Annotated in this window: 19 protein-coding genes and 1 tRNA gene; 5 read left to right on the forward strand and 15 right to left on the reverse strand. The window is 72.4% G+C overall.

Features of this window, described 5'->3' with window-relative positions; all coding sequences use genetic code 11:
* Positions 1–180: 180 nt before the first annotated feature.
* The 4 genes from pth to glmU all read right to left on the reverse strand — a co-directional run bounded on the left by pth (position 181) and on the right by glmU (position 4,342).
* Positions 181–756, reverse strand: a complete 576-nt coding sequence (pth, locus tag AL2_RS34640) for an aminoacyl-tRNA hydrolase (protein WP_067641317.1) — start codon at positions 754–756, stop codon at positions 181–183.
* A gap of 99 nt (positions 757–855) precedes the next feature.
* A complete protein-coding gene (locus AL2_RS34645) occupies positions 856–1,473 on the reverse strand; it encodes a 50S ribosomal protein L25/general stress protein Ctc (protein WP_067641319.1) in 618 nt (205 codons plus the stop codon).
* A gap of 273 nt (positions 1,474–1,746) precedes the next feature.
* Positions 1,747–2,727, reverse strand: a complete 981-nt coding sequence (locus AL2_RS34650) for a ribose-phosphate diphosphokinase (protein ID WP_083947221.1) — start codon at positions 2,725–2,727, stop codon at positions 1,747–1,749.
* A gap of 169 nt (positions 2,728–2,896) precedes the next feature.
* The gene (gene glmU / locus AL2_RS34655) at positions 2,897–4,342 is read right to left on the reverse strand and encodes a bifunctional UDP-N-acetylglucosamine diphosphorylase/glucosamine-1-phosphate N-acetyltransferase GlmU (RefSeq protein ID WP_281181651.1); all 1,446 of its coding nucleotides are present in this window, start codon (positions 4,340–4,342) and stop codon (positions 2,897–2,899) included.
* Between the two features lie 238 nt (positions 4,343–4,580).
* On the opposite strand from glmU, the gene AL2_RS34660 reads away from it, so the two are divergent.
* The 3 genes from AL2_RS34660 (at position 4,581) to AL2_RS34670 (ending at position 6,785) form a co-directional block, all read left to right on the forward strand.
* Positions 4,581–4,651 (forward strand) — tRNA-Gln (locus AL2_RS34660).
* Positions 4,652–5,022: 371 nt separating this feature from the next.
* Positions 5,023–5,976, forward strand: coding sequence for an acyl-CoA desaturase (locus tag AL2_RS34665; RefSeq protein ID WP_067641325.1), 954 nt, complete (start codon positions 5,023–5,025; stop codon positions 5,974–5,976).
* A 17-nt stretch (positions 5,977–5,993) separates the two neighbouring features.
* Entirely contained in the window at positions 5,994–6,785 is a 792-nt protein-coding gene (locus AL2_RS34670; protein WP_245667117.1) for a TetR/AcrR family transcriptional regulator, read from the forward strand.
* A 174-nt stretch (positions 6,786–6,959) separates the two neighbouring features.
* Here the strand turns inward: AL2_RS34670 and AL2_RS34675 are convergent, their stop codons facing one another.
* Positions 6,960–7,754 (reverse strand): trans-aconitate 2-methyltransferase, encoded by a 795-nt coding sequence (locus AL2_RS34675; protein WP_067641329.1) that lies wholly within the window; start codon positions 7,752–7,754, stop codon positions 6,960–6,962.
* A gap of 149 nt (positions 7,755–7,903) precedes the next feature.
* Here AL2_RS34675 and AL2_RS34680 point away from each other — a divergent pair, with 149 nt between their 5' ends.
* Positions 7,904–8,395 carry a MarR family winged helix-turn-helix transcriptional regulator gene (locus AL2_RS34680; protein WP_067641331.1) on the forward strand — a complete coding sequence of 164 codons (492 nt, stop codon included), beginning with the start codon at positions 7,904–7,906 and terminating at the stop codon, positions 8,393–8,395.
* Here the strand turns inward: AL2_RS34680 and AL2_RS34685 are convergent.
* The 9 genes from AL2_RS34685 to metG all read right to left on the reverse strand — a co-directional run bounded on the left by AL2_RS34685 (position 8,392) and on the right by metG (position 18,349).
* A complete protein-coding gene (locus tag AL2_RS34685) occupies positions 8,392–9,507 on the reverse strand; it encodes an amidase (protein ID WP_067641333.1) in 1,116 nt (371 codons plus the stop codon). The two genes, AL2_RS34680 and AL2_RS34685, sit on opposite strands and share 4 nt — an antisense overlap.
* A 46-nt stretch (positions 9,508–9,553) precedes the next feature.
* Positions 9,554–11,323: an ABC-F family ATP-binding cassette domain-containing protein gene (locus AL2_RS34690; RefSeq protein ID WP_067641335.1), complete on the reverse strand. Its 1,770-nt coding sequence runs from the start codon at positions 11,321–11,323 to the stop codon at positions 9,554–9,556.
* Positions 11,324–11,411: 88 nt separating this feature from the next.
* On the reverse strand, positions 11,412–11,588 hold the full coding sequence (locus tag AL2_RS37890) for a hypothetical protein (RefSeq protein WP_157438560.1): 177 nt from the start codon (positions 11,586–11,588) through the stop codon (positions 11,412–11,414).
* 92 nt (positions 11,589–11,680) lie between these two features.
* Positions 11,681–12,613: a 4-(cytidine 5'-diphospho)-2-C-methyl-D-erythritol kinase gene (locus AL2_RS34695; protein ID WP_157438563.1), complete on the reverse strand. Its 933-nt coding sequence runs from the start codon at positions 12,611–12,613 to the stop codon at positions 11,681–11,683.
* A 30-nt stretch (positions 12,614–12,643) separates the two neighbouring features.
* Positions 12,644–13,801 (reverse strand): glycoside hydrolase family 26 protein, encoded by a 1,158-nt coding sequence (locus AL2_RS34700; protein WP_245667118.1) that lies wholly within the window; start codon positions 13,799–13,801, stop codon positions 12,644–12,646.
* Positions 13,802–13,874: 73 nt separating this feature from the next.
* Positions 13,875–14,756: a 16S rRNA (adenine(1518)-N(6)/adenine(1519)-N(6))-dimethyltransferase RsmA gene (rsmA, locus tag AL2_RS34705; protein WP_067641340.1), complete on the reverse strand. Its 882-nt coding sequence runs from the start codon at positions 14,754–14,756 to the stop codon at positions 13,875–13,877.
* 28 nt (positions 14,757–14,784) lie between these two features.
* Positions 14,785–15,600: a resuscitation-promoting factor gene (locus tag AL2_RS34710; RefSeq protein WP_245667119.1), complete on the reverse strand. Its 816-nt coding sequence runs from the start codon at positions 15,598–15,600 to the stop codon at positions 14,785–14,787.
* A gap of 125 nt (positions 15,601–15,725) precedes the next feature.
* Positions 15,726–16,550 carry a TatD family hydrolase gene (locus tag AL2_RS34715; protein ID WP_067641342.1) on the reverse strand — a complete coding sequence of 275 codons (825 nt, stop codon included), beginning with the start codon at positions 16,548–16,550 and terminating at the stop codon, positions 15,726–15,728.
* Positions 16,547–18,349: a methionine--tRNA ligase gene (gene metG / locus AL2_RS34720; protein ID WP_067641344.1), complete on the reverse strand. Its 1,803-nt coding sequence runs from the start codon at positions 18,347–18,349 to the stop codon at positions 16,547–16,549. The genes AL2_RS34715 and metG overlap by 4 nt, the downstream gene beginning before the upstream one ends.
* A gap of 96 nt (positions 18,350–18,445) precedes the next feature.
* Here metG and AL2_RS34725 point away from each other — a divergent pair, with 96 nt between their 5' ends.
* Complete coding sequence (locus tag AL2_RS34725; protein ID WP_157438561.1) at positions 18,446–20,068, forward strand: ArnT family glycosyltransferase; 1,623 nt, start codon at positions 18,446–18,448, stop codon at positions 20,066–20,068.
* Here AL2_RS34725 and AL2_RS38350 read toward each other — a convergent pair.
* Complete coding sequence (locus AL2_RS38350; RefSeq protein WP_083947223.1) at positions 20,065–21,939, reverse strand: hypothetical protein; 1,875 nt, start codon at positions 21,937–21,939, stop codon at positions 20,065–20,067. The genes AL2_RS34725 and AL2_RS38350 overlap by 4 nt on opposite strands.
* Positions 21,940–22,038 lie beyond the last annotated feature (99 nt).

The following is a 22,038-nucleotide window of genomic DNA, read 5'->3' on the forward strand; positions in this document are numbered from 1 at the left end:
GAGGTTCACATGCATCTGGAACCTCATTCGACCAGCATCTTACGGGCGCTTTGCCGTGGTCACGGGCGGAACACGGGCATTGACCCGACAACATTCGCGAACTAGGGCGTTTCCCGACAAAAGGATCATCGTCGAGGGTACTGTCACCGGCCGTCCGGCGGCATTCGTGGCCGGATCCGGTCAGCCGGCGTGGAACTCGTTCTGTGCCGCCGCCAGCCCCCGCGCCAGCAGCGCCTCCACCGCGTCCGCCGCCCGGTCCACGTCCAGATCGAGGCCCTTGCGCTCCGCCGCGGAGAAGTCCTTCAGGACGAACGCCGCCGCGTCCATCCGCCCCGGCGGCCGGCCCACCCCGAACCGCACCCGCAGGTACTCCTTCGACCCCAGCGACTTCGTCACCGACCGCAGCCCGTTGTGACCGTTGTCACCGCCGCCCTGTTTCAGCCGCACCGCGCCGAACGGGATGTCCAGCTCGTCATGGACGACGACCAGCCGCTCCACTGGGACCTTGTAGAAGTCCCGCAGCCCCTTCACCGGCCCGCCCGACTCGTTCATGAACGAACGCGGCTTCGCCAGCACCGCCCGCGCCCCGGCCAGCCGGCCCTCCAGCACGTCCGCCCGCGCCCGGTGCGACTTGAAGCGGCCCCCGGCCCGCGCCGCCAGCACGTCCAGCACCATGAACCCCGCGTTGTGCCGGTTCTTCGCGTACGCCGGGCCCGGATTGCCCAGCCCCACCACCAGCCAGAGATCCGCGCTCACCCGAACTCCTCACGCACGAGCACGGCCCCCGCCGGTGCGCACACACCCGCGGGGGCCATGGAAGAACGATGCGGCCGGCTGAGCGCGGCCGCGCCTGCGTCACTCGCCGGCGGGCTCGCCCTCGCCCTCGGCGCCCGCGCCCTCGGCCTCCGCCTCGGGAGTCTCCGGCTCGGTCGCCGCCGTCGCGTCGGAGATCTGCAGGATCAGCGTCTCCTCGTCCGCCACGAGCGTCGCCCCCGCCGGGAGCTTCAGGTCCTTCGCGAGGACCTGCGAGTCGACCTGCAGGCCGGTGATGTCGAGGTCGACCGACTCCGGAATCTTGGTCGCCTCGGCCTCGATGGAGATCTCCACCACCGTCTGCGCCACCTGGCCGCCCGGGACCACGTCGCCGATGACGTTCACCGGCAGGTCGACGACGACCTTCTCGCCGCGCTTCACCAGCAGCAGGTCGACGTGCTCCAGGAAGCCCCTGATCGGGTCGCGCTGGACGTCCTTCGGCAGCGCCAGCTCCGCGCCGTTGCCGAGCCCCTCGATGGTCAGCAGCACGTTCGGGGTCTTGAGCGCCAGCATCAGGTCGTGCCCCGGCAGCGAGATGTGCTGCGGGTCGGTGCCGTGACCGTAGAGGACGGCGGGCACCTTGCCGGCCCGGCGGGTGCGCCGCGCGGCACCCTTACCGAACTCGGTGCGCGGCTCGGCGGCAATGCGTACCTCGGACACGGCGAAAACTCCTTGTTGTTGCGATCCACGGCCGTCCGGCACTGGACGTCCGCTACGGACAGAGCGAATCAGGCGATGCTCGATGCGTCAGGCGCCTCGAAGACTCTTTGCGTTCCCCGGGGAGTGCGGCTCCTGTACCGGCACCGCACTGAACGACCCGAGGCATGCGCGATTCAAAGAGTCTAGCCGATGGCCGCGCCGCCCCACGCCACCGGCCGCCGGGACTCCCCCCGCCTCGCACCGGCACGCACCGGCACCCGGCGCCGCGCGGAACTAGCTGTGGCCGCCGAAGAGGCTGGTGACCGAGCCGTCGCTGAAGACCTCGTTGATCGCGCGGGCGATCAGCGGGGCGATCGGCAGGATGGTCAGCTTGTCGAACTGCTTGTCCTCCGGGATCGGCAGCGTGCTCGTCAGCACCACCTCGGAGATCCGCGAGTTCTTCAGCCGGTCCACCGCCGGGCCCGACAGCACGCCGTGCGTCGCCGCGACCACGACCCTCGCCGCCCCCTGCTCGAACAGCGCGTCCGCCGCCTTCACGATCGTCCCGCCGGTGTCGATCATGTCGTCGACCACCACGCAGGTGCGGCCCTTGACCTCGCCGACGACGTCGAAGACCTTCACCTCGTTCGCCACGTCCGGGTCGCGCTTCTTGTGGATGATCGCCATCGGCACGCCGCCCAGCCGGTCCGACCACCGCTCGGTCACCCGCACCCGGCCCGCGTCCGGCGCGACCACCGTCACCTGCGAGGTGTCCAGCCGGCTCTCGAAGTGCCGGGCCAGCAGGTCCAGCGCGAACAAGTGGTCCACCGGGCCGTCGAAGAAGCCCTGTATCTGCGCGGTGTGCAGATCCACGGTGATCAGCCGGTCGGCGCCCGCCGTCTTGAACAGGTCCGCCATCAGCCGCGCCGAGATCGGCTCGCGGCCCCGGTGCTTCTTGTCCTGCCGCGCGTACCCGAAGAACGGCGCCACCACGGTGATCCGCTTGGCGGACGCGCGCTTCAGCGCGTCCACCATGATCAGCTGCTCCATGATCCACTGATTGATGGGAGCCGTGTGGCTCTGGATCACGAAGGCGTCCGAGCCGCGGACGGACTCCAGGAACCGTACGAACGTCTCACCGTTGGCGAAGTCGTACGCGGACGTCGGAGTCAACTCGATCTGGAGGTTGTCGGCGACTTCCCTGGCCAGGTCCGGGTGGGCTCGGCCGGTGAAGAGCATCAGCTTCTTCTGACCGCTCGCTTTGATCCCACTCACCTCTGACAACTCCCCCTCAATGGAACTGTTCCTCTACTTGTGGGTTGTTGTCCCCACTCACCGCGCGCGCATGAGCCGAGCACGCGGGTTGCTCTGTTGTCATCGGAGGACGCCGCTGTCCTCCACATCCCCGCCCTTGGCGGCGGGGCAGTCCTCACCGAGCGCCCAGCTACGGCGCGCCCTCGTCGTCGCTCTTCGCCCGCCGGGCCGCCTCGGCCGCCGGCGTTCCCGGCCGCCGCCGCTCCACCCAGCCCTCGACGTTGCGCTGCCGTGCCCGCGCGACCGCCATCGCGCCCGGCGGGACGTCCTGGATGATCACCGACCCGGCCGCGGTGTAGGCGCCGTCGCCCACCGTCACCGGAGCGACGATCATGTTGTCGCTGCCGACCTTCACGTGCGAGCCGATGACGCTGCGGTGCTTCTCCACACCGTCGTAGTTCACGAACACCGAGCCGGCGCCGATGTTGGAGCCCTCGCCGATCTCGGCGTCGCCCACGTAGGTCAGGTGCGGCACCTTCGTGCCCTCGCCGATGTCGGCGTTCTTCGTCTCGACGTACGTCCCGACCTTCGCCTTCCGCGCCAGCCGGGTACCGGGCCGCAGGTACGCGTAGGGCCCGACCGAGGCCTCGGGCCCGATCTCCGCCTCCACGCAGACGGCGTTGATCACGGACGCGCCCTCGCCGACCCGCGTATCGGTCAGCGTGCACCCCGGCCCGACCCGCGAGCCCTCCGCCAGGTGCGTCTTCCCGTGCAGCTGCGTCCCCGGGTGGATCTCGGCGTCCTGCTCCGCGGTGACGTCCACGTCGATCCACGTGGATGCCGGGTCCACGATCGTGACCCCGGCCCGCATGTGCGCGTCGAGGATCCGGTCGTTCAGCTGCCTGCGCGCCTGCGCGAGCTGGACCTTGTCGTTCACGCCCTGGGTCTCCACCCAGTCGGCGACCAGGTGCGCGCCGGCCCGGTGGCCGTCCCCGCGCACGATCGCCACCACGTCGGTGAGGTACTCCTCGCCGCCCGCGTTGTCGGTGGTCACCCGCTTCAAGGCGTCCGCGAGGAGGGCTCCGTCGAACGCGTACATGCCGACGTTGATCTCGTTGACGGCGCGCTGCTCCTCGGTGGCGTCCTTGTGCTCGACGATCGCCTCGACGCTGCCGTCCGCCGCCCGGACCATGCGCCCGTAGCCGGTCGCGTCCGGCATCTCGGTGGTCAGCACGGTCGCGGCGTTGCCCTCGTCCTCATGGACGCGCACGAGCGCCCGCAGCGTCTCGCCCCGCAGCAACGGGTGATCGCCGTTCGTGACGACCACGGTGCCGTCCAGGGCCCCGGTCTCCTCCAGCGCGATCCGCACCGCGTGCCCGGTTCCGCCCTGGTACTCCTGGACGACGGCCTCGGCATCCGGCGCGTGCTCGGCGAGATGCTCGACGACCTGTTCGCGCCGGTGCCCGACGACCACGACGAGCCGCTCCGGCTCCAGCCGCCGCGCGGCGGCCAGCACGTGCCCGAGCATGCTGCGCCCGCACAGCTCGTGCAGGACCTTCGACTTGCGGGACTTCATCCGGGTGCCCTCGCCCGCGGCGAGAACGATGACGGCGGCCGGTCGGCTCGCAGCGCTCACAAGGAGGCTCCTCGGCATCGCGGACGGGATCGGTCTCGGACGCGCCCACCTGCGAGATCACACCAAGGCAGGCCGGTACGCACCCGACACGGGCAGGATACCGCCCGCTCCCCACCTGTCACCCCGCCGCCCGCCCGCTCCGCCGTGCGCCGATGATGTGGGGCCGACGGCTCCGACTCGGTATCGTTGGCCGTGGCAAGGCGGGCGCCCACCGTCGAGGGACGTCCGATTTGCCCTATCCCGGGTCGTCTAATGGCAGGACTGGGCGTTTTGGTCGCTCATATGGGGGTTCGAATCCTCCCCCGGGAGCCCGTCCGACCTATTCACACCCAACTTCTCACCCCGACTTCCCCCCGACCGCGCAGAGCGTCCCGCCCCGTGGCGCCGCGCGATCCGCAGTGGCATGAGCTGGTGATTTGCCCCAGATCGGTTTACTGCGTCCGTTATAAGGCAAGCCCTCTTCGTATCCGGCGCCCCGGTGGGGAGCTTGCGACCGGGCTACGTTGCGCCTGGACGGAGGGCGTTGGCTCACCGGCTCGCAGCTAGCGGGGCAGACGAGGGTTTTGTGGCCGTAGAGGCAGTTTCCCACTGAATTTACCGTTCGAACCTGTCCAACTTACGGTTGCGTAGGTTACGTTGGCGTAGGTAAGGCTTCCCCTAGTCACAGGAAGTGGTGACGCATGACAACGGCTCCAACCGTGGACCCTCCCCGCCCGCAACCGCGTCCCGAGATCAACGCCGACGCGCGGGGCAACGGCGAACGCGTGCTCATCGCACTGTTCACCGGTGTGCCGTTCCTCGCGCTGTTCGCGGCGGTTCCACTGGCCTGGGGCCGGTTTCTCGGCTGGACGGACGTCGTGCTCACGGCGGTGTTCTACGTGCTGTCCGCCGGCGGCATCACGGTCGGGTACCACCGGTACTTCACGCACGGATCGTTCAAGGCCAAGCGCGGCCTGAAGATCTTCATGGCGCTGGCGGGGAGCATGGCCATCGAGGGACCGGTGATCACGTGGGTCGCCGACCACCGGCGCCACCACAAGCACTCGGACAAGGAGTTCGACCCGCACTCGCCGTGGCGGTTCGGCGACGACTGGAAGGCGCTGGCGAAAGGGCTGGTGTGGGCGCACTACGGCTGGCTGTTCGACGCCAACCGGACGTCCAAGCAGCGGTTCGCCAAGGACCTGCTGAACGACCGTGACATCCGGCGCATCCACATGGCCTTCCCGGGGCTCGTGGCGGTGTCGTTCCTGCTGCCGGCGGTGATCGGCGGGCTGGTCACGATGTCGTGGATGGGCTTCCTCACCGCGCTGTTCTGGGCCGGGTTCGTCCGGATCACGCTCGTCCACCACGTGACGTGGTCGATCAACTCGATCTGCCACACCTTCGGCAAGGAGGAGTTCGAGGTCCGCGACAAGTCCCGGAACGTGTGGTGGCTCGCGATCCCGTCGCTGGGCGAGTCGTGGCACAACCTGCACCACTCGGACCCGACGTGCGCGCGGCACGGGGTGCTGAAGGGGCAGGTCGACATCAGCGCGCGGATCATCCAGGGCTTCGAGAAGGCGGGCTGGGCCTACGACGTCCGGTGGCCGAACAGTGACAGGCTGGCGGCGAAACGCACGAAGCAGGCGGTTTGACCGCCACAATTGATCCCGTGACAGAACCCGCTCCCAGGCCCCGCAGAAAGCGGATGACCGGCAAGGAACGCCGCGAGCAGCTCCTCGACATCGGCCGGTCCCTGTTCGCCGAGCGCGGGCTGGACGGCACCTCGGTGGAGGAGATCGCCTCGGCGGCCGGCGTGTCGAAGCCCGTGGTCTACGAGCACTTCGGCGGCAAGGAGGGGCTGTACGCGGTCGTCGTCGACCGCGAGTTCGAGCGGCTGCTGAGGCTCGTCACGGACGCGCTGAACTCGGCGATCCACTACCGCGGGAAGCTGGAGAAGGCCGCGCTGGCGCTGCTGGAGTACATCGAGGGCCATCCGGACGGGTTCCGGATCCTCGTCCGCGACTCGCACGGCGGCACGGGCACCGGCAGCTACGCCAGCCTGCTGAGCGAGATCGCCGGTGAGGTGGAGCACGTCCTCGCGCAGGAGTTCGACCGGCACGACTACGACGACAAGTTCGCGCCGATGTACGCGCAGATGCTGGTCGGCATGGTCGCGATGACGGGCCAGTGGTGGCTGGACGTCCGCAAGCCGCGCCGCGAGGAGGTCGCCGCGCACGTGGTGAACCTCGCGTGGAACGGCCTGGCGGCGCTGGAGCCGAAGCCGTCGCTGGACCCGCGCCGCCGCCGCAAGGAGCAGGAGCGCCGGGAGCGGGCCGCGGAGAAGGCGGCGGCGAAGGCCGAGAAGGCCGAGGAGAAGGCGGCGGCGAGGGCGGAGCGGGCGCAGCGGGCCCAGCGCAAGGCGCGCCGGGACCTGGACGGGCTCGCCGACCCCTCGACGTGATGGAGCGGGCATGACAAACCGGTGGCCGCCCGGAGTTCGTCTGGGCGGCCACCGGCCAGGGGTCGCCGGGCTCGGGTCGCGAGTCCGGGATCTGCGGACGCCGCCCTCCCCGTCCGAGCTGGCACACCGCAGGGGAACGAGTCGCTTCCCTCGGCGGGCCGGGCGGCATCCCGTCTAGGTGGTGTTCCGGGTGGCGATCACGAAGATCCTCCTGAACGGGAACACGGTGCCGTACGGGGCGGCCGGGTAGGCCCGGCGGAGCCGGTCGCGGTAGGCGGCGAGGAATTCGCCGGTCTCGGCCGGGCCGAGGGCCGACAGGACGGGCCGCAGCGCGGTGCCCTTGACCCATTCGAGGACGGGGTCGTCGCCGTGGAGCACCTGTAGGTAGGTGGTCTCCCACGCGTCGACGGCGCATCCGCGGCGGGCGAGGAGGCCGAGGTAGCCGGCCGGGTCGAGGACGGGCGCGTCCCGCTGGAGGTGGCCGAGCTTCGCGCGCCAGCGGTCGGAGCGGGCGAGTTCGCGCAGCAGGACATGGCTCGGGGCGCCGAAGTTGCCGGGGACCTGGAAGGCGAGCCGGCCGCCGGGCGCCAGGGCGTCCACCCATGCGGGCAGCAGGTCGAGGTGCTCCGGGACCCACTGCAGGACGGCGTTGGAGACGATGAGGTCGACGGGCCCGTCGGGCTTCCAGGCGGTGACGTCGCCGACGCGGAAGGAGAGCCGTCCGGGGATCTCGTGCTCGCGGGCCTCGGCGATCATCTCGGGCGAGCTGTCCAGGGCGTCGATGACGGCGCCGGGCCAGCGGGCGGCGAGGGCCGCGGTCAGTTCGCCGCTGCCGCAGCCGAGGTCGGCGACGCGGGCGGGCGCGGCGTCGCCGAGGCGGGCGATGAGCTCGGCGAACGGCCTGGCGCGCTCACCGCCGAAGATCCCGTACTGCGCGGGGTCCCACTCGGCACCATTTTCTCTCGACATCAAGACACAGGATGCCCCGCCTGTATCTTGATGTCAAGAGTCCTTGCGGGCCCAGGTCTCGCCGCCGATCGGCGGCGAAGCGGATCGGCGGAGTCCGCCGGCTTGATCCGGGGCGTGTGTCTCGATATCGAGACAGGTAGGCTGGCGGGATGCGCGATGAGGTCGACGGGCTGGTCGAGGCGTGGCAGACCGAGCGTCCGGATCTGGACGTCCGGCCGCTGCAGGTCCTCAGCCGCGTGTCCCGGCTGGCCCGGCACCTGGACCGGGCCCGGCGCGCGGTGTTCGTGGCGCACGACGTGGAGTCGTGGGAGTTCGACGTCCTCACCGCGCTGCGCCGGGCGGGCGCGCCGTACCAGCTGAGCCCCGGGCGGCTGCTGCGCGCGACGCTGGTGACGTCCGGCACCATGACGAACCGCATCGACCGGCTGGCGGCGGCCGGGCTGGTCGAGCGCCATCCGGACCCGCAGGACAAGCGCGGCGTGCAGGTCCGCCTCACCGAGGCGGGCCTGACGCGCGTGGACGCGGCGTTCGCGGACCTGCTCGAACGGGAGCAGGCGATCCTGGAGGGCCTCACCCCCGAGCAGCGGGACGCGCTGGCCCATCTCCTCCGCACCCTCCTGATCCCGTTCGACCGGGACTAGGCCAGCGCCGCCTCCAGGGCGGCGGCGAGCCCGCAGAGCCGCTCCTCTCCCCCGGCCGGGCCGATGAGCTGGACGGACGCCGGCAGGTGCGAGCCCGGCAGCGGGACGGGGAGCGCGAACGCGGGCAGCCCGGCGACGTTGACCTGGCCCGTCAGCGCGGTCAGCAGGAGGTCGGATTCGTCCGCCTCGTCGGGTTCGGGGGCCACGCAGGTGAGGACGGGCAGGGCGATCGCCGCGTGCCGGGCGAGGATCGCGTCGAGCTCGGCCCGGAGCGTCTTCCGGGCGCCGAGCGCCCAGTCGAGCATCCCGGCCTCCGACACGTCCTTCATCTGCTGGATGCGCCGGTGGATGCGCCCGCTCAGCTTGGCCGGGTCGCCTAGCAGGTGGCCGTTCTGCTCCCAGCCCTCGGCGCTGACGATGACGCCGTTGACGGTGGCCGCCTCCTCGTAGTGCGCGGACGTCACATCGGCGAAGGGGCCGAGGCGGCGCAGCGCGTCGTCCACGGCCGCGTCGATCGCGGGATCGACACCGGGCACGCGGAGCCGCGCGACCGGCAGCGACGCGTCGTACGGGACGGGCGTGAACCCCGGCTCGATGAGGCCCATGCCGAGGACGACGGCGGCGACGTCGCGTCCCATCGGCCCGACGACGTCCAGGGTCGGCGACAGCGGGTACACGCCGTCGAGCGGCACCCGCCCGCCGGTCGTCTTCAGCCCGGCGATGCCGCAGCACGCGGCGGGGATGCGGATCGACCCGGACGTGTCGGTGCCGAACGCGACGTCGGCCTCGCCCGTGGCGACGGCGACGGCGGAGCCGCTGGACGACCCGCCCGGCACCCGCGACGGGTCGAGCGGGTTCACCGGCGTGCCGGACCACGGGTTGACGCCGTCGGCGGCCATGCACAACTCGTTCAGGTTGGCCTTGCCGGCGATGCGGGCGCCCCGCGCGCGGGCGGAGGCGACGACGGGCGCGTCCGCGGCGGCAGGCTCGGCGCGCTCGGCGATCGCCCGGCAGCCCGCCGTGGTGGGCAGCCCGGCCACGTCGATGGCGTCCTTGACGGCGAGCCGCGGGCCGTCGCCCGGCGCGTCCGTCTGGATGATCCAAGTCGTCATTGGGGGATCATCCCCGGTCGGCCCCGGTTACTCCACCGCCGTCCTGCTAACCGAGATCCTCGGCGAGCATCAGCCACTCCTCCTCGACGCCGGCGGCCTCGGCCTGGACCTCCCGCAGCCGGGCGTCCAGCTCCTGGAGCTTGGCGTAGTCGGTGGCGTGCGCGGCGAGCTGCTCGTGGAGGCGCGCCTCCTGCGCGGCGAGCTTCTCCAGGCGGCGTTCGAGCCGGTCGAGCTCCTTGCGGGCCTTCCAGTCCTGCCCGCCCTTCGGCTTCGGCGGCGCGGGCCTCCCGTCGTCCTTCCGCACGGGCGCCGCGCCCGGCTTGGGCGCGGTGCCGGCGGCGCGCCGTTCGAGGTACTCGTCGACTCCGCCGGGCAGCATCGACACGCGGCCGTCGCCCAGCAGCGCGACCACATGATCGGTGATGCGCTCCAGGAAGTACCGGTCGTGGCTGACGACGACGAGCGTGCCCGGCCACCCGTCGAGCAGGTCCTCGACCTCGGTGAGCGTCTCGATGTCGAGGTCGTTGGTGGGCTCGTCCAGCAGGAGGACGTTGGGCTCGCCCATCAGCAGCCGGAGCAGCTGCAGGCGGCGGCGCTCACCGCCGGACAGGTCGCCGACGGGCGTCCACTGCCGGTCGCCGGCGAAGCCGAGCCGTTCGAGGAGCTGGCTCGCCGTCCAGTCGCGCTTGCCGACGGTGATGCGGCGCTGGATCTCCTCGACCGACTCCAGCACGCGCCGGGCCGGGTCGAGCTCCTCCAGGTTCTGCGACAGGTGCGCGAGCTGGACGGTCTTGCCCTGCACCACCCCGCCCGACACCGGCCGGACCGCCCCGTCCAGCAGGCGCAGCAGGGTGCTCTTGCCGCTGCCGTTGACGCCGACGAGGCCGACCCGGTCGCCGGGCCCGAGCCGCCACGTCATCCGCGTGAACAGTTCCCGGTCGCCGAGCCGGACGGTGACGTCCTCGAGGTCGAAGACGGTCTTGCCGAGCCGCGCGGTCGCGAACCGGGTCAGCTCGACGGAGTCGCGCAGCGGCGGCTCGTCGGCGATGAGGGCCTGCGCGGCGTCGACCCGGAACTTCGGCTTGGACGTGCGGGCCTGCGGGCCGCGGCGCAGCCACGCCAGCTCCTTGCGGAGCAGGTTCTGCCGCTTGGCCTCGGTGGCGGCGGCGATCCGGGACCGCTCGGCCTTCGCCAGGACGTAGGCGGAGTAGCCGCCCTCGTAGCGTTCGACCTTGCCGTCGACGACCTCCCACGTCCGGTCGGTGACCTCGTCGAGGAACCAGCGGTCGTGGGTGACGACGAGCAGCGCGACCTTGCGGGCCTTGAGGTGCCGGGCGAGCCAGTCGATCGCCTCGATGTCGAGGTGGTTGGTGGGCTCGTCCAGCATCAGCAGGTCGGACTCGGGGACGAGGAGCCGGGCCAGCGCGACGCGGCGGCGCTCGCCGCCGGACATGCCCGCGAGCGGCGCGTCGAGGTCGAGGTCGGCGAGCAGCCCGGCGAGGATGTCGCGGACGCGGACGTCCCCCGCCCACTGGTGCTCGGCGCGGTCGCCGAGCACCACGGACCGGACCGTCGCGCCCTCCGCGAACTCGTCCCGCTGGGTCAGGTAGCCGAGCCGCACGCCGCGCGCGTGCGTGACGCGCCCGGAGTCGGGTTCGGTCTCCCGGGCCAGGACGGACACGAGGGTGCTCTTGCCGCCCCCGTTGCGGCCGACGACGCCGACGCGGTCGCCCTCGTCCAGGCCGAGGGACACGGCGTCGAGCAGCGGCTCGGGCCCGTAGGCCTTGGCGACGTTCTCAAGGTTGATCAGATTCACGACACCGTCAACCCTATTGCCCCCGCCGCGCGGCTCAGGCCCCGGACGCCCCCGGCCGCTCTCCGGGCGGAGTCTCCGGCTGATTCGCTCAGCGGACGGCCGGGGGCGCGGAGGTATCTCCGGCATGATCGCGGACAGTGACGTCCGGTGCGGTCGCCCCGGGCGCATTGTGGCGTATGTCACGGTCGCGGCGCACGGCCAGGACGACCAGCGCCGCCATCATGGCGAGCGCGACCATACCGAGGAGCCCGGACAGAATCGTCATCGCCCCACCTCGCCGAGGGGATCGGTGGGGAAGGAAATCGCTGTCACGGAGAGTAGGACGCCCGTCGCACACGGGAGGTTCACACGGCGGGTTCACATGACGGTCGCGCCGGGGACGGGGCCGGACGCCCGGACGATCTGCTCGGCGACGCCCGCGCCGTGCAGCGCGTCCGCGAGGTCGGCGGCGTCCTCGGCGCTCTCGGCGAGGAACGCGCAGGTCGGGCCGGAGCCGGAGACGAGCGCGCCGATCGCGCCGAGGTCGTGGCCGGCGTCGAGGGTGCGGCGCAGCGACGGGCGCAGCGACAGCGCCGCCGGCTGCAGGTCGTTGGAGAGCGCGGCGCCGAGGGCCTTGGCGTCGCCGGTGGCGAGCGCGGTCATCAGCGCCTCCGACACCGCCGGCTCCGCCTGGAGGGGCGTCGCCGTCCACCCCGCCTCCAGGCGGAGCCGGTCGCATTCCCCGTACACGGCGGGCGTGGACAGGCCGCCGTCGGCGGTGGCGAACACCCAGTGGAAGGTTCCGCGGGCGAGGGCGGGGGTGAGCCGCTCGCCGCGCCCGACACCGACGGCGGTGCCGCCGAGGACGGCGAACGGGACGTCGCTGCCGAGGTCCGCGCCGATCTCCATCAGGTCGTCCCGGGACAGGACGGGCCGCTCCCGCTCGTCCCACAGCCGGGCGCAGGCGACCAGCGCGGCGGCGGCGTCGGCGCTGCCGCCCGCCATGCCGCCCGCGACCGGGATCGCCTTGCGGATCCCCAGCGCGACCCGCGGTTCGACGCCGAGCCGGTCCGCGACGAGCCGGGCGGCCTTCGCCGCGAGGTTGTCGTCGCCGGTGGGGACGCCGCCGATCTCCACCCGCGCGTGCGGCGCGGCCTGGACGCGCACCTCCAGCCGCGGCGCGGGCTCCGCCGTCACCTCGTCGAACAGCGACACGGCGTGGAAGACGTTGACGAGGTCGTGGTAGCCGTCGTCGCGGATCGGCCCCACACCCAGCTGGAGGTTCACCTTGGCGGGGACGCGTACCCTCACTGCGCTCACGATCGAAACCCTACGGGACCGCTACCCCCCGCTCGTGACGGGGAGGTTGCGGGGGTTGAAGTACGGGGTCGTCGCCAGCTCGCGGAGCGCGGACATCGCGTGCTTGTCGCCGTTCACCGAGTAGGCGCGGCGCTTGTCGCGGGCGTCCTCGGCCTGCTCGTCGGAGTTGAAGTAGACGACGGCCTTGACCTGCGGGTCCTGCAGGGTCTTGGCGGCCTCGCGGAGCCAGTCGGCGCGGCGCGTGCCGTAGGCCTTCGGCGCCCCGAACTCCGCGACCATGATGGGCTTGCGGTGCTTGCGGGCCCACTCCATGAACAGCTTCACGGCCTCGGACAGGTCGCGGTAGTCGTAGTCGCCGCCGGGCTGGGCGTCGGCGCAGATCCAGTCGACCTGGTCGTCGCCCGGGTAGTAGGAGCCGGCGTCGGCGCCGCCGAACCCGCGGGCGGTGGGGCACCAGACCCACGCGACGTTGTCGACCTTCTCCTGCTCGAACACGTCGCGCAGGTGCTTCCACGCGGCGATGAAGTCGTCCGGGGAGTGGACGCGCTTCTCGGCGGACGCCCTGTCCATGTCCCGCGACCAGCGCAGGAACACCGGCTTGCCGAGGGCCTTCACGGCGCGGGCGCGCTTGGCGATGAGGTCGTCGTACTTGCCCTGGACGATCTCCCGGGTGTCGGCGCCGGCCCAGGTCAGCAGGAGGTAGCGGTTGCCGTCCGCGACGGACTTCTCCAGGTCGCCGGGGAAGTCGCTCTTCCACCCCCGGTAGCTCTGCACGATGTCGAGCTGCCGGCCGAGCCGGCTCTCGAAGCTTGCGATGGGCGCCATGCCCGGCTTGCCCGCGTCCCTGCCGGACGGCGAGCCCGAAGGCGACCCGGACGGCGAGCCGGACGACAAGCCGGACGGCGAGCCGGACGCGGCCGGGCTCGGGGACGACGACGGCCGCCCGGTGCCCTCCGGCGGCACCCAGGCCCCGAAGTAGGCGCCCTGCTTCGGCGGCACGGGCGCGACCCCGGCCCGCGCCGTCGTGGTGATCTTCGGTGCCGCGCCCGCGCCGTCCCCGCAGCCCGCCGCCACCGTCGCGATCATGCCTGCGGCCGCGAGCAGCGCCGTCCCCGCGAGGGGCACCCTCCTGCCCAGGAGGGGCACCCTGGTCCGCGCCGTCCGCGAACGCGCCTTCACATCGACCTCCGGCTAGTGCTGGTGTTGTGCCGCCCGCCCCGCGCGGGCGCCGCGCCCCCGGGGAAACGCCCGCCTAGGGGTTCGGGGATCGATCTCCCCGGCGTGAAGGACCATACTCGGCAATGCGGGCGAAGGCGGCCACGTCCAGAGCTTCTCCTCTGGCGCGCGGATCGACGCCCGCCGCGCGCAGCGCCTCCTCGGCGGCGGCCGCGGAGCCCGCCCAGCCCGCGAGGGCGGCGCGCAGCGTCTTGCGGCGCTGCGCGAACGCGGCGTCGACCACCGCGAACACCTCCGCGCGGGACGCGGTGCCCGGCGGCGGCTCGCGGCGGCCGAACGCGACGAGCCCGGAGTCGACGTTCGGCGCCGGCCAGAACACCGCACGGCCGACGGCGCCGGCGCGCCGGGCGTCCCCGTACCAGGCGAGCTTCACCGACGGGATGCCGTAGATCTTCCCGCCGGGCGCCGCGACCATCCGGTCGGCGACCTCCGCCTGCACCATGACCAGCGCGGTCCGCAGCGACGGCAGGGTCGCCAGCAGGTGCAGGACGACCGGGACGGCGACGTTGTAGGGGAGGTTCGCGACGAGCGCCGTGGGATCCGGCCCCGGCACACTTGTGATCTTCATCGCGTCGGCGTGCACGACCTCCAGCCGTCCCGCGAGGCCGGGTTCACGGGCCGCGACGGTGGCGGGCAGCTCGGCGGCGAGCACCGGGTCGACCTCCACCGCGACGACGCGCCGCACCTCCGGCAGCAGGGCGAGCGTGAGCGACCCCAGCCCGGGCCCGACCTCGATGACGACGTCGTCCGGCGACAGCTCCGCGGCACGGACGATCCGCCGGACGGTGTTGGCGTCGATGACGAAGTTCTGCCCGAGCGTCTTCGTCGGCCTGATGCCGAGCCGCGCCGCCAGCGCCCGCACGTCGGCCGGGCCGAGCAGCCCCCGTGTCTCCCCCATCCGGTGATTGTCTCAGCTCGGCGGAGGCTCAGGAGAACAGGTACTTGCCGCAGTTGGGCCACTGGCCCTGCCAGCGGCCGTTGACCTTGTTGTAGAGCAGCTGGGCGCGGTAGGTCTGCTCGCCGGCGCTGGCGTCCGAGGGCTTGCCCTGCCCGCCGACGCTCGTCCAGGTCTGCATGGAGAACTGGTAGAGGCCGTAGTACCCGGCCGGGTTCACGGACTTCGGGTTGTTGCCGGACTCGCACTTGGCGAGCCCCGCCCAGTTCAGGTTCGCCGCCGAGCCGGTGCCCGCCGACTTCGGGCCGACCGCGAGGATCCGCGCGACCGGCTTGCTCTTCACCTTCTGCGCGAGGACCTTCGGCACCTTCCTGCCCTTGCGCCGGACGTACGCCCACTTCACGATCTTGACGCCGTCCTTGCCCTCGCGCAGCACCTTCTCGCTCCACGGCGGCACCGACGAGCTCTTCTTCCGGACCGTCTTGGCGGGCGTCTTGACGACCTTGAGCTTCGGCGCGGACAGCAGCCGCATGATCTTGATGGTCGCGCCGGCCGGCTGGTCGACGGCCGGCTTGATCAGGTCGTGCGGGCCGAGCGCGATCTTCGCCTGTTCGAGCACCTGCTGGACGGTCGTGCCCGTCGTCATCGTCTCCGCCGTCTTGCCGTCGACGACGATCACGACCTTGTGCGGTGCCGGCGCGCTGGTCTCGGGGGCGTCCGCCACGGGCGCGGTGTTCTTCGGCCCCGCCGAGCCGTCGCCGCCGCACGCCGTGGCCAGCATCGCCGTGGCCAGCACGATCGAGACGGCCGGAAGCATGGGTGCGCGGCGGACCGTATTCGGAAGCACGGGGGTTTCCTCCAGGGGGGCCGGGCTCGGGGGCGCCCGCTCAATGGCCAGAGATTAGAGGCAGCCGGGCGTGCTCCGCCACCTCAACGGCCTCAGCGGCCCCCGTCGCCCCCTCGCGTCCCAGCTCACCAGGGGCCGAAGACGCGCTCCCCGTTCGCGGCGATCGCCTCGCACAACTCGGCCACGTCCACGCCCTTGACCTCGGCCATCGCCCGGACGGTGTGCGGGATCAGGTAGGACGCGTTCGGCTTGCCGCGGTGCGGGATCGGGGTGAGGAACGGCGCGTCGGTCTCCACGAGCAGCAGGCCCAGCGGCGCGGCCCGCAGCGCCTCCCGCAGCGGCTCGGCGTTCTTGAACGTGACGTTCCCGGCGAAGCTCATCAGGTAGCCGTGCTCGGCGCAGACCTCGGCCATCCGGGCGTCGCCGGAGTAGCAGTGGAAGACCACCTTCTCCGGCGCGCCCTCCTCCGCCAGGATCGCGAGCACGTCGTCATGGGCCTCGCGGTCGTGGACGACCAGCGCCTTGCCGGTCCGCTTGGCGATCGCTATGTGCGCCCGGAACGACCGGTGCTGGTCGTCCTTGGGCGCCCAGTCGCGGTAGTAGTCCAGGCCCGTCTCGCCGATCGCGCGGACCTTCGGGTGCGCGGCCAGCCGCGCGATGTCCTCCAGGACGGCGTCGGAGACCCCCGTCGTCTCGTTCGGGTGCATCGCGACCGCCGCGTACACGTCGTCGAACTCGCCGGCGGCCTCCACCGCGAACCGGGACGACGGCAGGTCGCAGCCGATCGTGACGATCCGCGCGATGCCCGCCGCCTTCGCCGCCTTCAGCTGCTCGTCGACCGGCGTCCCGACGATGTCGAGGTGGCAGTGGCTGTCGAAGACGTCGACGGGCAGGCGCTCGGGCAGCGGCGGGTAGGACCGCGAGGCCTGCCCGTCCTCGTCTCGGGTCACGTGTTCTCCAGCCTGGCGAGCTCCTCGTCCACGACGGACGGGTCCAGCTTCTTGAACAGCGGGGTCGGCTTGGCCAGCGGCACGCCCGGCTTGATCGGCGCGGACTCCCAGCGCGCCTCGGTCGCGTAGTCGCCGGTAAGGACGCGGTAGTCGGGGCCGCCCTCCTCCGACACCGTCTCCAGCCGCGGCATGCCGCTCCACACGCCCTCGCCGCCGAGCATCTCGTACACCTTCTGCGACGAGTTCGGCAGGAACGGCGTCAGCAGCGTCTTCGCGTCGTCCACGACCTGGAGCGCGGTGTGCAGGATCGACTTGACGCGGTCGGGGTCGTCCTTCAGCTTCCAGGGCGCCTGGTCCGACAGGTACCTGTTGGCGTCGCGGACGACGTCCAGTGCCTCGCTGATCGAGTTCTTGAACCGGGACCGGCCCAGCTCGGCGCCCACCGCCGCGAACGCGTCCCGGCTGCGCCGCATCAGCGCCCGGTCGGCGTCGGTGAGGTCACCGGCCTCCGGGATCGCGCCGAAGTTCTTCGCCGCCATGTTCACCGACCGGTTGACGAGGTTGCCCCACGCGGCGACCAGCTCGTCGTTGTTGCGGCGGACGAACTCCGCCCACGTGAAGTCGGTGTCCTGGTTCTCGGGCCCGGCGACCGCGACGTAGTAGCGCAGCGCGTCGACGTCGTAGCGCTCCAGGAAGTCCTTCACGTAGATGACGACGTTGCGGGACGAGGAGAACTTCTTGCCCTCCATCGTCAGGAACTCCGACGACACGACCTCGGTCGGGACGTTCAGCGCGCCCAGCGAGCCCGGCGTGCCGCCCTTGTCGCCCTGGCCGCTGTAGCCGAGCAGCATCGCCGGCCAGATCTCGGCGTGGAAGACGATGTTGTCCTTGCCCATGAAGTAGTAGGACAGGGCCTCCGGGTCCTGCCACCAGGCGCGCCACGCCTCCGGGTCGCCGGACCGCCGCGCCCACTCCACCGACGCCGAGAAGTAGCCGACGACCGCGTCGAACCACACGTACAGCTTCTTCGCCGGGTTGTCGCGCCAGCCGTCCAGCGGGATCGGCACGCCCCAGTCGAGGTCGCGGCTGATCGCACGCGGCTGCATGTCGTCCAGCAGGTTCAGCGCGAACTTCAGCACGTTCGGCCGCCACGCCAGCGACCCGGCCTGCTTGCCGCGCAGGTACCGGCCGAGGACCTCGGTGAACGCGGGCAGGTCGAGCATGAAGTGCTCGGTCTCCACGAACTTCGGCGTCTCGCCGTTGATCCGCGACACCGGGTTGATCAGGTCGACCGGGTCGAGCTGGTTGCCGCAGTTGTCGCACTGGTCGCCGCGCGCCCCGTCGTAGCCGCAGATCGGGCAGGTTCCCTCGATGTAGCGGTCCGGGAGGGTGCGGCCGGTGGACGGCGAGATCGCGCCCATCGTCTTGGTCGGGAAGATGTAGCCGTTGTCGTACAGGCCCTTGAAGACCTCCTGGACGACCGCGTAGTGGTTCAGCGTCGTCGTCCGGGTGAACAGGTCGTAGGTCATGCCGAGGCCGTGCAGGTCCTCGGCGATCACGGAGCTGTAGCGGTCGGCCAGCTCGCGGGCGGTCACGCCCTCCCTGTCGGCCTGCACCTGGATCGGCGTGCCGTGCTCGTCGGTGCCGCTGACCATCAGGACCTTGTTGCCCGCCATCCGCTGGTAGCGGCTGAACATGTCGGCGGGCAGCGCGAAACCGGAGACGTGCCCGATGTGGCGGGGCCCGTTGGCGTACGGCCAGGCGGGCGCGGTCAGGATGTGACGGCTTGACGGGGACATGCAATCAAGGGTAGTCGCGTCACGGGGGCCGCGGCACGCGAGTAACCTGGTCCGGGTTCCGGGGCAGGTTGATCAGCGGAGGCGGGGAGCCCAGGCATGGCCCAGACCACGTCCGACGAGGCCGTCGGCCGGACGCCGAGCGACGCCGGACCGGACGCCCCGCCGCGGCGGCTCGCGGCGCGGCTGGCCGGCCGGGCGCGGCGGACGAAGCGCGTGGTGTGGCTGTCCCTGCTGGTCGCGGCGTCCGCGGTGCTCGCCCAGTGGGTGATCATGCCGCCGCCGCTGTACTTCGACCCGTACTACGTGTGGCTCGCCGCCCGCGACTGGCCCGACATCCCGCTCGCCCAGTGGCCGTTCGACGAGGTCCCCCACCAGGTCACCCGGATCGGGCTGGTGCTGCCGGCGCGGCTCGTCCAGGAGGTCCTCGGGCCCGGCCAGGCCGCGTACTTCACCGTCGCGGCGCTCGGCGGGATCGCGTTCTTCACCGGGACGTACCTGGTCGTCCGGTCGCTGTTCGGGGACGTGGCGGGCCTCGCGTCCGCGGCGGTCCTGCTTGTCCACCCCTTCTTCACGATGACGAACCCGTTCGGCCACGAGATCACCTGGTCGACCGGCGTGATGCTGCCGGACATGCCGGGCGCCGGGCTGTTCGCGATCGGGATGGCGGGCCTCGTCGTCGCGAGCCGCAGGACCGGCCGCGCGCAGACCCGGATGCTGCTCGCCGCCGGGGTGCTCCTCGGCGCGTCGTTCCTCGTCCGGGAGTTCCTGGCGTTCCTGTTCCTCGCCATCCCCGCCTACCTGGCGCTGCTGCGGATCCCGTGGCGGCGCAACATCACGGTCGGCGCGCCGATGCTCGCGATCCTGGTGTTCAACTTCGTCCACAACCAGCTCGTGTGGGGCAGCCCGCTCGCCGGGCTGATGTCGGCGGCCGAGCACGGCGGCCAGTCCCGCGACTACGTGACCCGCGGGCTCGCGGCCCGCTCGTTCCTGCGCGCGATGCACGACTGGAACCCGCTCGGCGTCGTCTTCACCGCCGCGCTCGCCCTCACGATCGTCGGCTGGGCCGTCACGCGCGACCGGCGCCTCGCGCTGGTCCTGGTGTGGTTCTTCACCCTCGCCGTCCCGCTGACGGTCTTCTCCGGCGTGCTGGACCCCGGCGACATCAAGCTGCGGGCGTGGCTGCAGCGGTACTGGTTCGCGGTGCTGCCCGCGCTGCTCGCCGGCGGGTTCGGCTCGCTGGTCCTGATGTTCCGCATGCTGCCCGCGCAGTGGGCGTCCCGGCTGCGGCTGAAGACCGTCGTCGTGCCCGTCCTCGCGGTCGCGCTCGGCGGGACGTACGCGGTCGCCGCCGTCCGCGCCGTCCCCGACCTGCCGCGCGACAAGGCGTGGAACGAGCTGCGCGGCTACCTCGGCGACCACCGCGGCATCACGCTGATCTGCGCCGACCGGCGGCTCGCGCAGACCCTCACGTTCTACACGCGCGACATGTGGGGCGACCGGATCTGGCGCGGCGAGATCCGCGACTGGCCGCACTACATGCCGCAGGTCCCGCGCGACGCGATGAAGGGCCCGATGCTGTACACGCGCTGGCGCGGCATGGAGTCGCAGATCGCGGGCGGCTGGCGCCCCTCCCCCGCGCAGGGCTGGACGCTGATGTGGCGGTCGTCCGACGGCGTCCTGCAGCTGTGGAACCCGCCGCCGCTGCCGCCCGAGGACTAGCGGGTCCAGGCGACCCAGTCGCCCTCGATGGTGCGGCGGCTGTCGGCGACGTGCCAGCCGGGCGGGGCGCCCTTGGGCCACGACGCGGTCGCCGGGACGTCCTTGGGCCACGCCAGGACGACCATGTCGACGTCCTGCGGCGGCGGGGTCCAGCGGGCGTCGAAGACGCTGCCGTCGCTCCACCAGGCCCAGTAGAACTGGGAGAGCCGGATCGTCCACCAGATGTTCCAGTCGACGGCGATGGACCGCTGCGCGCGCACGTCGACACGGTCCCGCAGGTCGGTGTGCGCGGTCTCGGCGCGCACCATCGGCTGCGCGATCCGGTCGATCGCGGTGGCGCACATGGCGACCGCGACGGCGGCGAGCAGGCCGGCGAGCAGCACCGGGCCGTGCCGTCGCAGCCGGCCGGCCGCGGCGGACAGGCCCAGCAGGACCAGGCCGGCGAGCGTGGCGTGCCACAGCCGGAACGACGTCCAGTCCCAGGTCAGGAACGCCGTCTCCGGGAAGTCGTAGGGCGTGTAGGTGTACCGGCTGAGCAGGTCGCCCGCGTACCACTGGACGACGCAGGCCGCGGCGACGGTCATCGCGGCCGCCGACGACACCGCCCACAGCAGCGTCCGGCGCGGGGCGCGCATCAGGACCGCGACACCCGCGGCGAACAGCACCGGCGTGACGCAGGCGAGGTAGCGGCCGTAGACGTAGTTGCCGATGCGGTACTCGACCGGCAGCGCCGCCGAGGTCGCGAACGCGATGCCCGCCACGCTCGCGAGAACGGCGAGGGCCAGCGCCCGCGTCCGGCCCGGCGAGCCCGGCGAGCCCGGCGGGGACGGCGGGGACGGCGGGGACGGCGGGGACGGCGGGGACGGCGGGGACGGCGGCCGGATCGCGGCGAACGCCACCGCGAGCAGGCCCACCGCCGCGATGCCGCCGGTCGCGACGGCCTGGTACCAGAGCTGGCCGGTGCCGAGCGACAGCGTCCAGCCCCACCCGTCGTGCGTGGTGAGGCGCCGGACGACGTTGCCGCCGAGGTCGTTGTCGCCGTACGGGTACATGTGCGGCAGCAGCGAGCGGTTCAGCAGCGTCCCCGCGGCCGTCGCGGCGGCGAGGACGAGCCCGGCGGCGGACGCGTTCCGCCACGACCGCCACCGCAGCACCGGGGCGGCCACGACCAGCCCCGCGTGCACGGCCAGCAGGATCGCGCCGCGCGTGTGGCAGGTGGCGGCGTAGGCGACGAGCAGCGAGGCCCCCGCCCCGCACAGCAGCGCCCGGCGGGACGCGCGGCCCCCCAGCCGCCGCGGCGGCGCGGTCAGCCAGGAATGGGCGAGCAGCAGCCAGCCGGCGAAGACGACCGGCAGGATCGCGTCCGTCAGCACGAACTCGGAGTAGAACAGCACGCACGGCAGCAGCGCGGTCACGTGCGCGAACACGTACGACCAGCGCCGCCGCACCTGGAGGCGGCGCAGCATCAGGTACGCCAGCGGCAGCATCGCGGCACTGATCAGCGCGTTGACGGCCAGCGCGCACCGGTAGACGCCGACCGGGCCGCTGCCGAGCCAGACCGCGGGGGTCAGCAGCAGCGGGTAGCCGCCCCGGTAGACCGTCCCGAACGACATGTCGGCGTCGGGCCCGCCGGTGAGGACGCGGGCGGCGAACAGGTACCCGGACTCGTCCGGCGTCGCCACCGGGATCGTCTGCCCCGAGCCCAGCCACAGCCGCAGCGCGACCTGGGCCGCCCAGCCGAGCACGAACAGCCACGCCCAGCGGCGCCGCCCGGCCGGGGACGCGACAGGGGTGGGCTCCGCCGGGGCGGTCGGCGGCCGCGCGACGGACCGGGGCGCGGTCTCGGCGTCCGCCGGCGGACGGGCGCTCATCGGCGCGCCGCGCGCCGGGCGCGGGCTGTCGGCGAACGAAGATCCATTGCGGTCAAGCCTGTCACAGTGCGGGCGGGACGCCGGTCCCCGCTCGGGCGG

The organism is Actinomadura latina NBRC 106108 (assembly GCF_001552195.1).
GTDB classification, from domain to species: Bacteria; Actinomycetota; Actinomycetes; order Streptosporangiales; family Streptosporangiaceae; genus Spirillospora; species Spirillospora latina.

Excerpts from the sequence above, each read along its gene's own strand:
- metG (WP_067641344.1), bottom strand. The coding sequence starts at position 18,349 with ATGTCCCCGTCAAGCCGTCACATCCTGACCGCGCCCGCCTGGCCGTAC.
- AL2_RS34675 (WP_067641329.1), bottom strand. The coding sequence starts at position 7,754 with ATGTCGAGAGAAAATGGTGCCGAGTGGGACCCCGCGCAGTACGGGATC.
- AL2_RS37890 (WP_157438560.1), bottom strand. The coding sequence starts at position 11,588 with ATGACGATTCTGTCCGGGCTCCTCGGTATGGTCGCGCTCGCCATGATG.
- AL2_RS34680 (WP_067641331.1), top strand. The coding sequence starts at position 7,904 with ATGCGCGATGAGGTCGACGGGCTGGTCGAGGCGTGGCAGACCGAGCGT.
- AL2_RS34685 (WP_067641333.1), bottom strand. The coding sequence starts at position 9,507 with ATGACGACTTGGATCATCCAGACGGACGCGCCGGGCGACGGCCCGCGG.
- AL2_RS34725 (WP_157438561.1), top strand. The coding sequence starts at position 18,446 with ATGGCCCAGACCACGTCCGACGAGGCCGTCGGCCGGACGCCGAGCGAC.
- AL2_RS38350 (WP_083947223.1), bottom strand. The coding sequence starts at position 21,939 with ATGAGCGCCCGTCCGCCGGCGGACGCCGAGACCGCGCCCCGGTCCGTC.
- rsmA (WP_067641340.1), bottom strand. The coding sequence starts at position 14,756 with ATGGGGGAGACACGGGGGCTGCTCGGCCCGGCCGACGTGCGGGCGCTG.
- AL2_RS34665 (WP_067641325.1), top strand. The coding sequence starts at position 5,023 with ATGACAACGGCTCCAACCGTGGACCCTCCCCGCCCGCAACCGCGTCCC.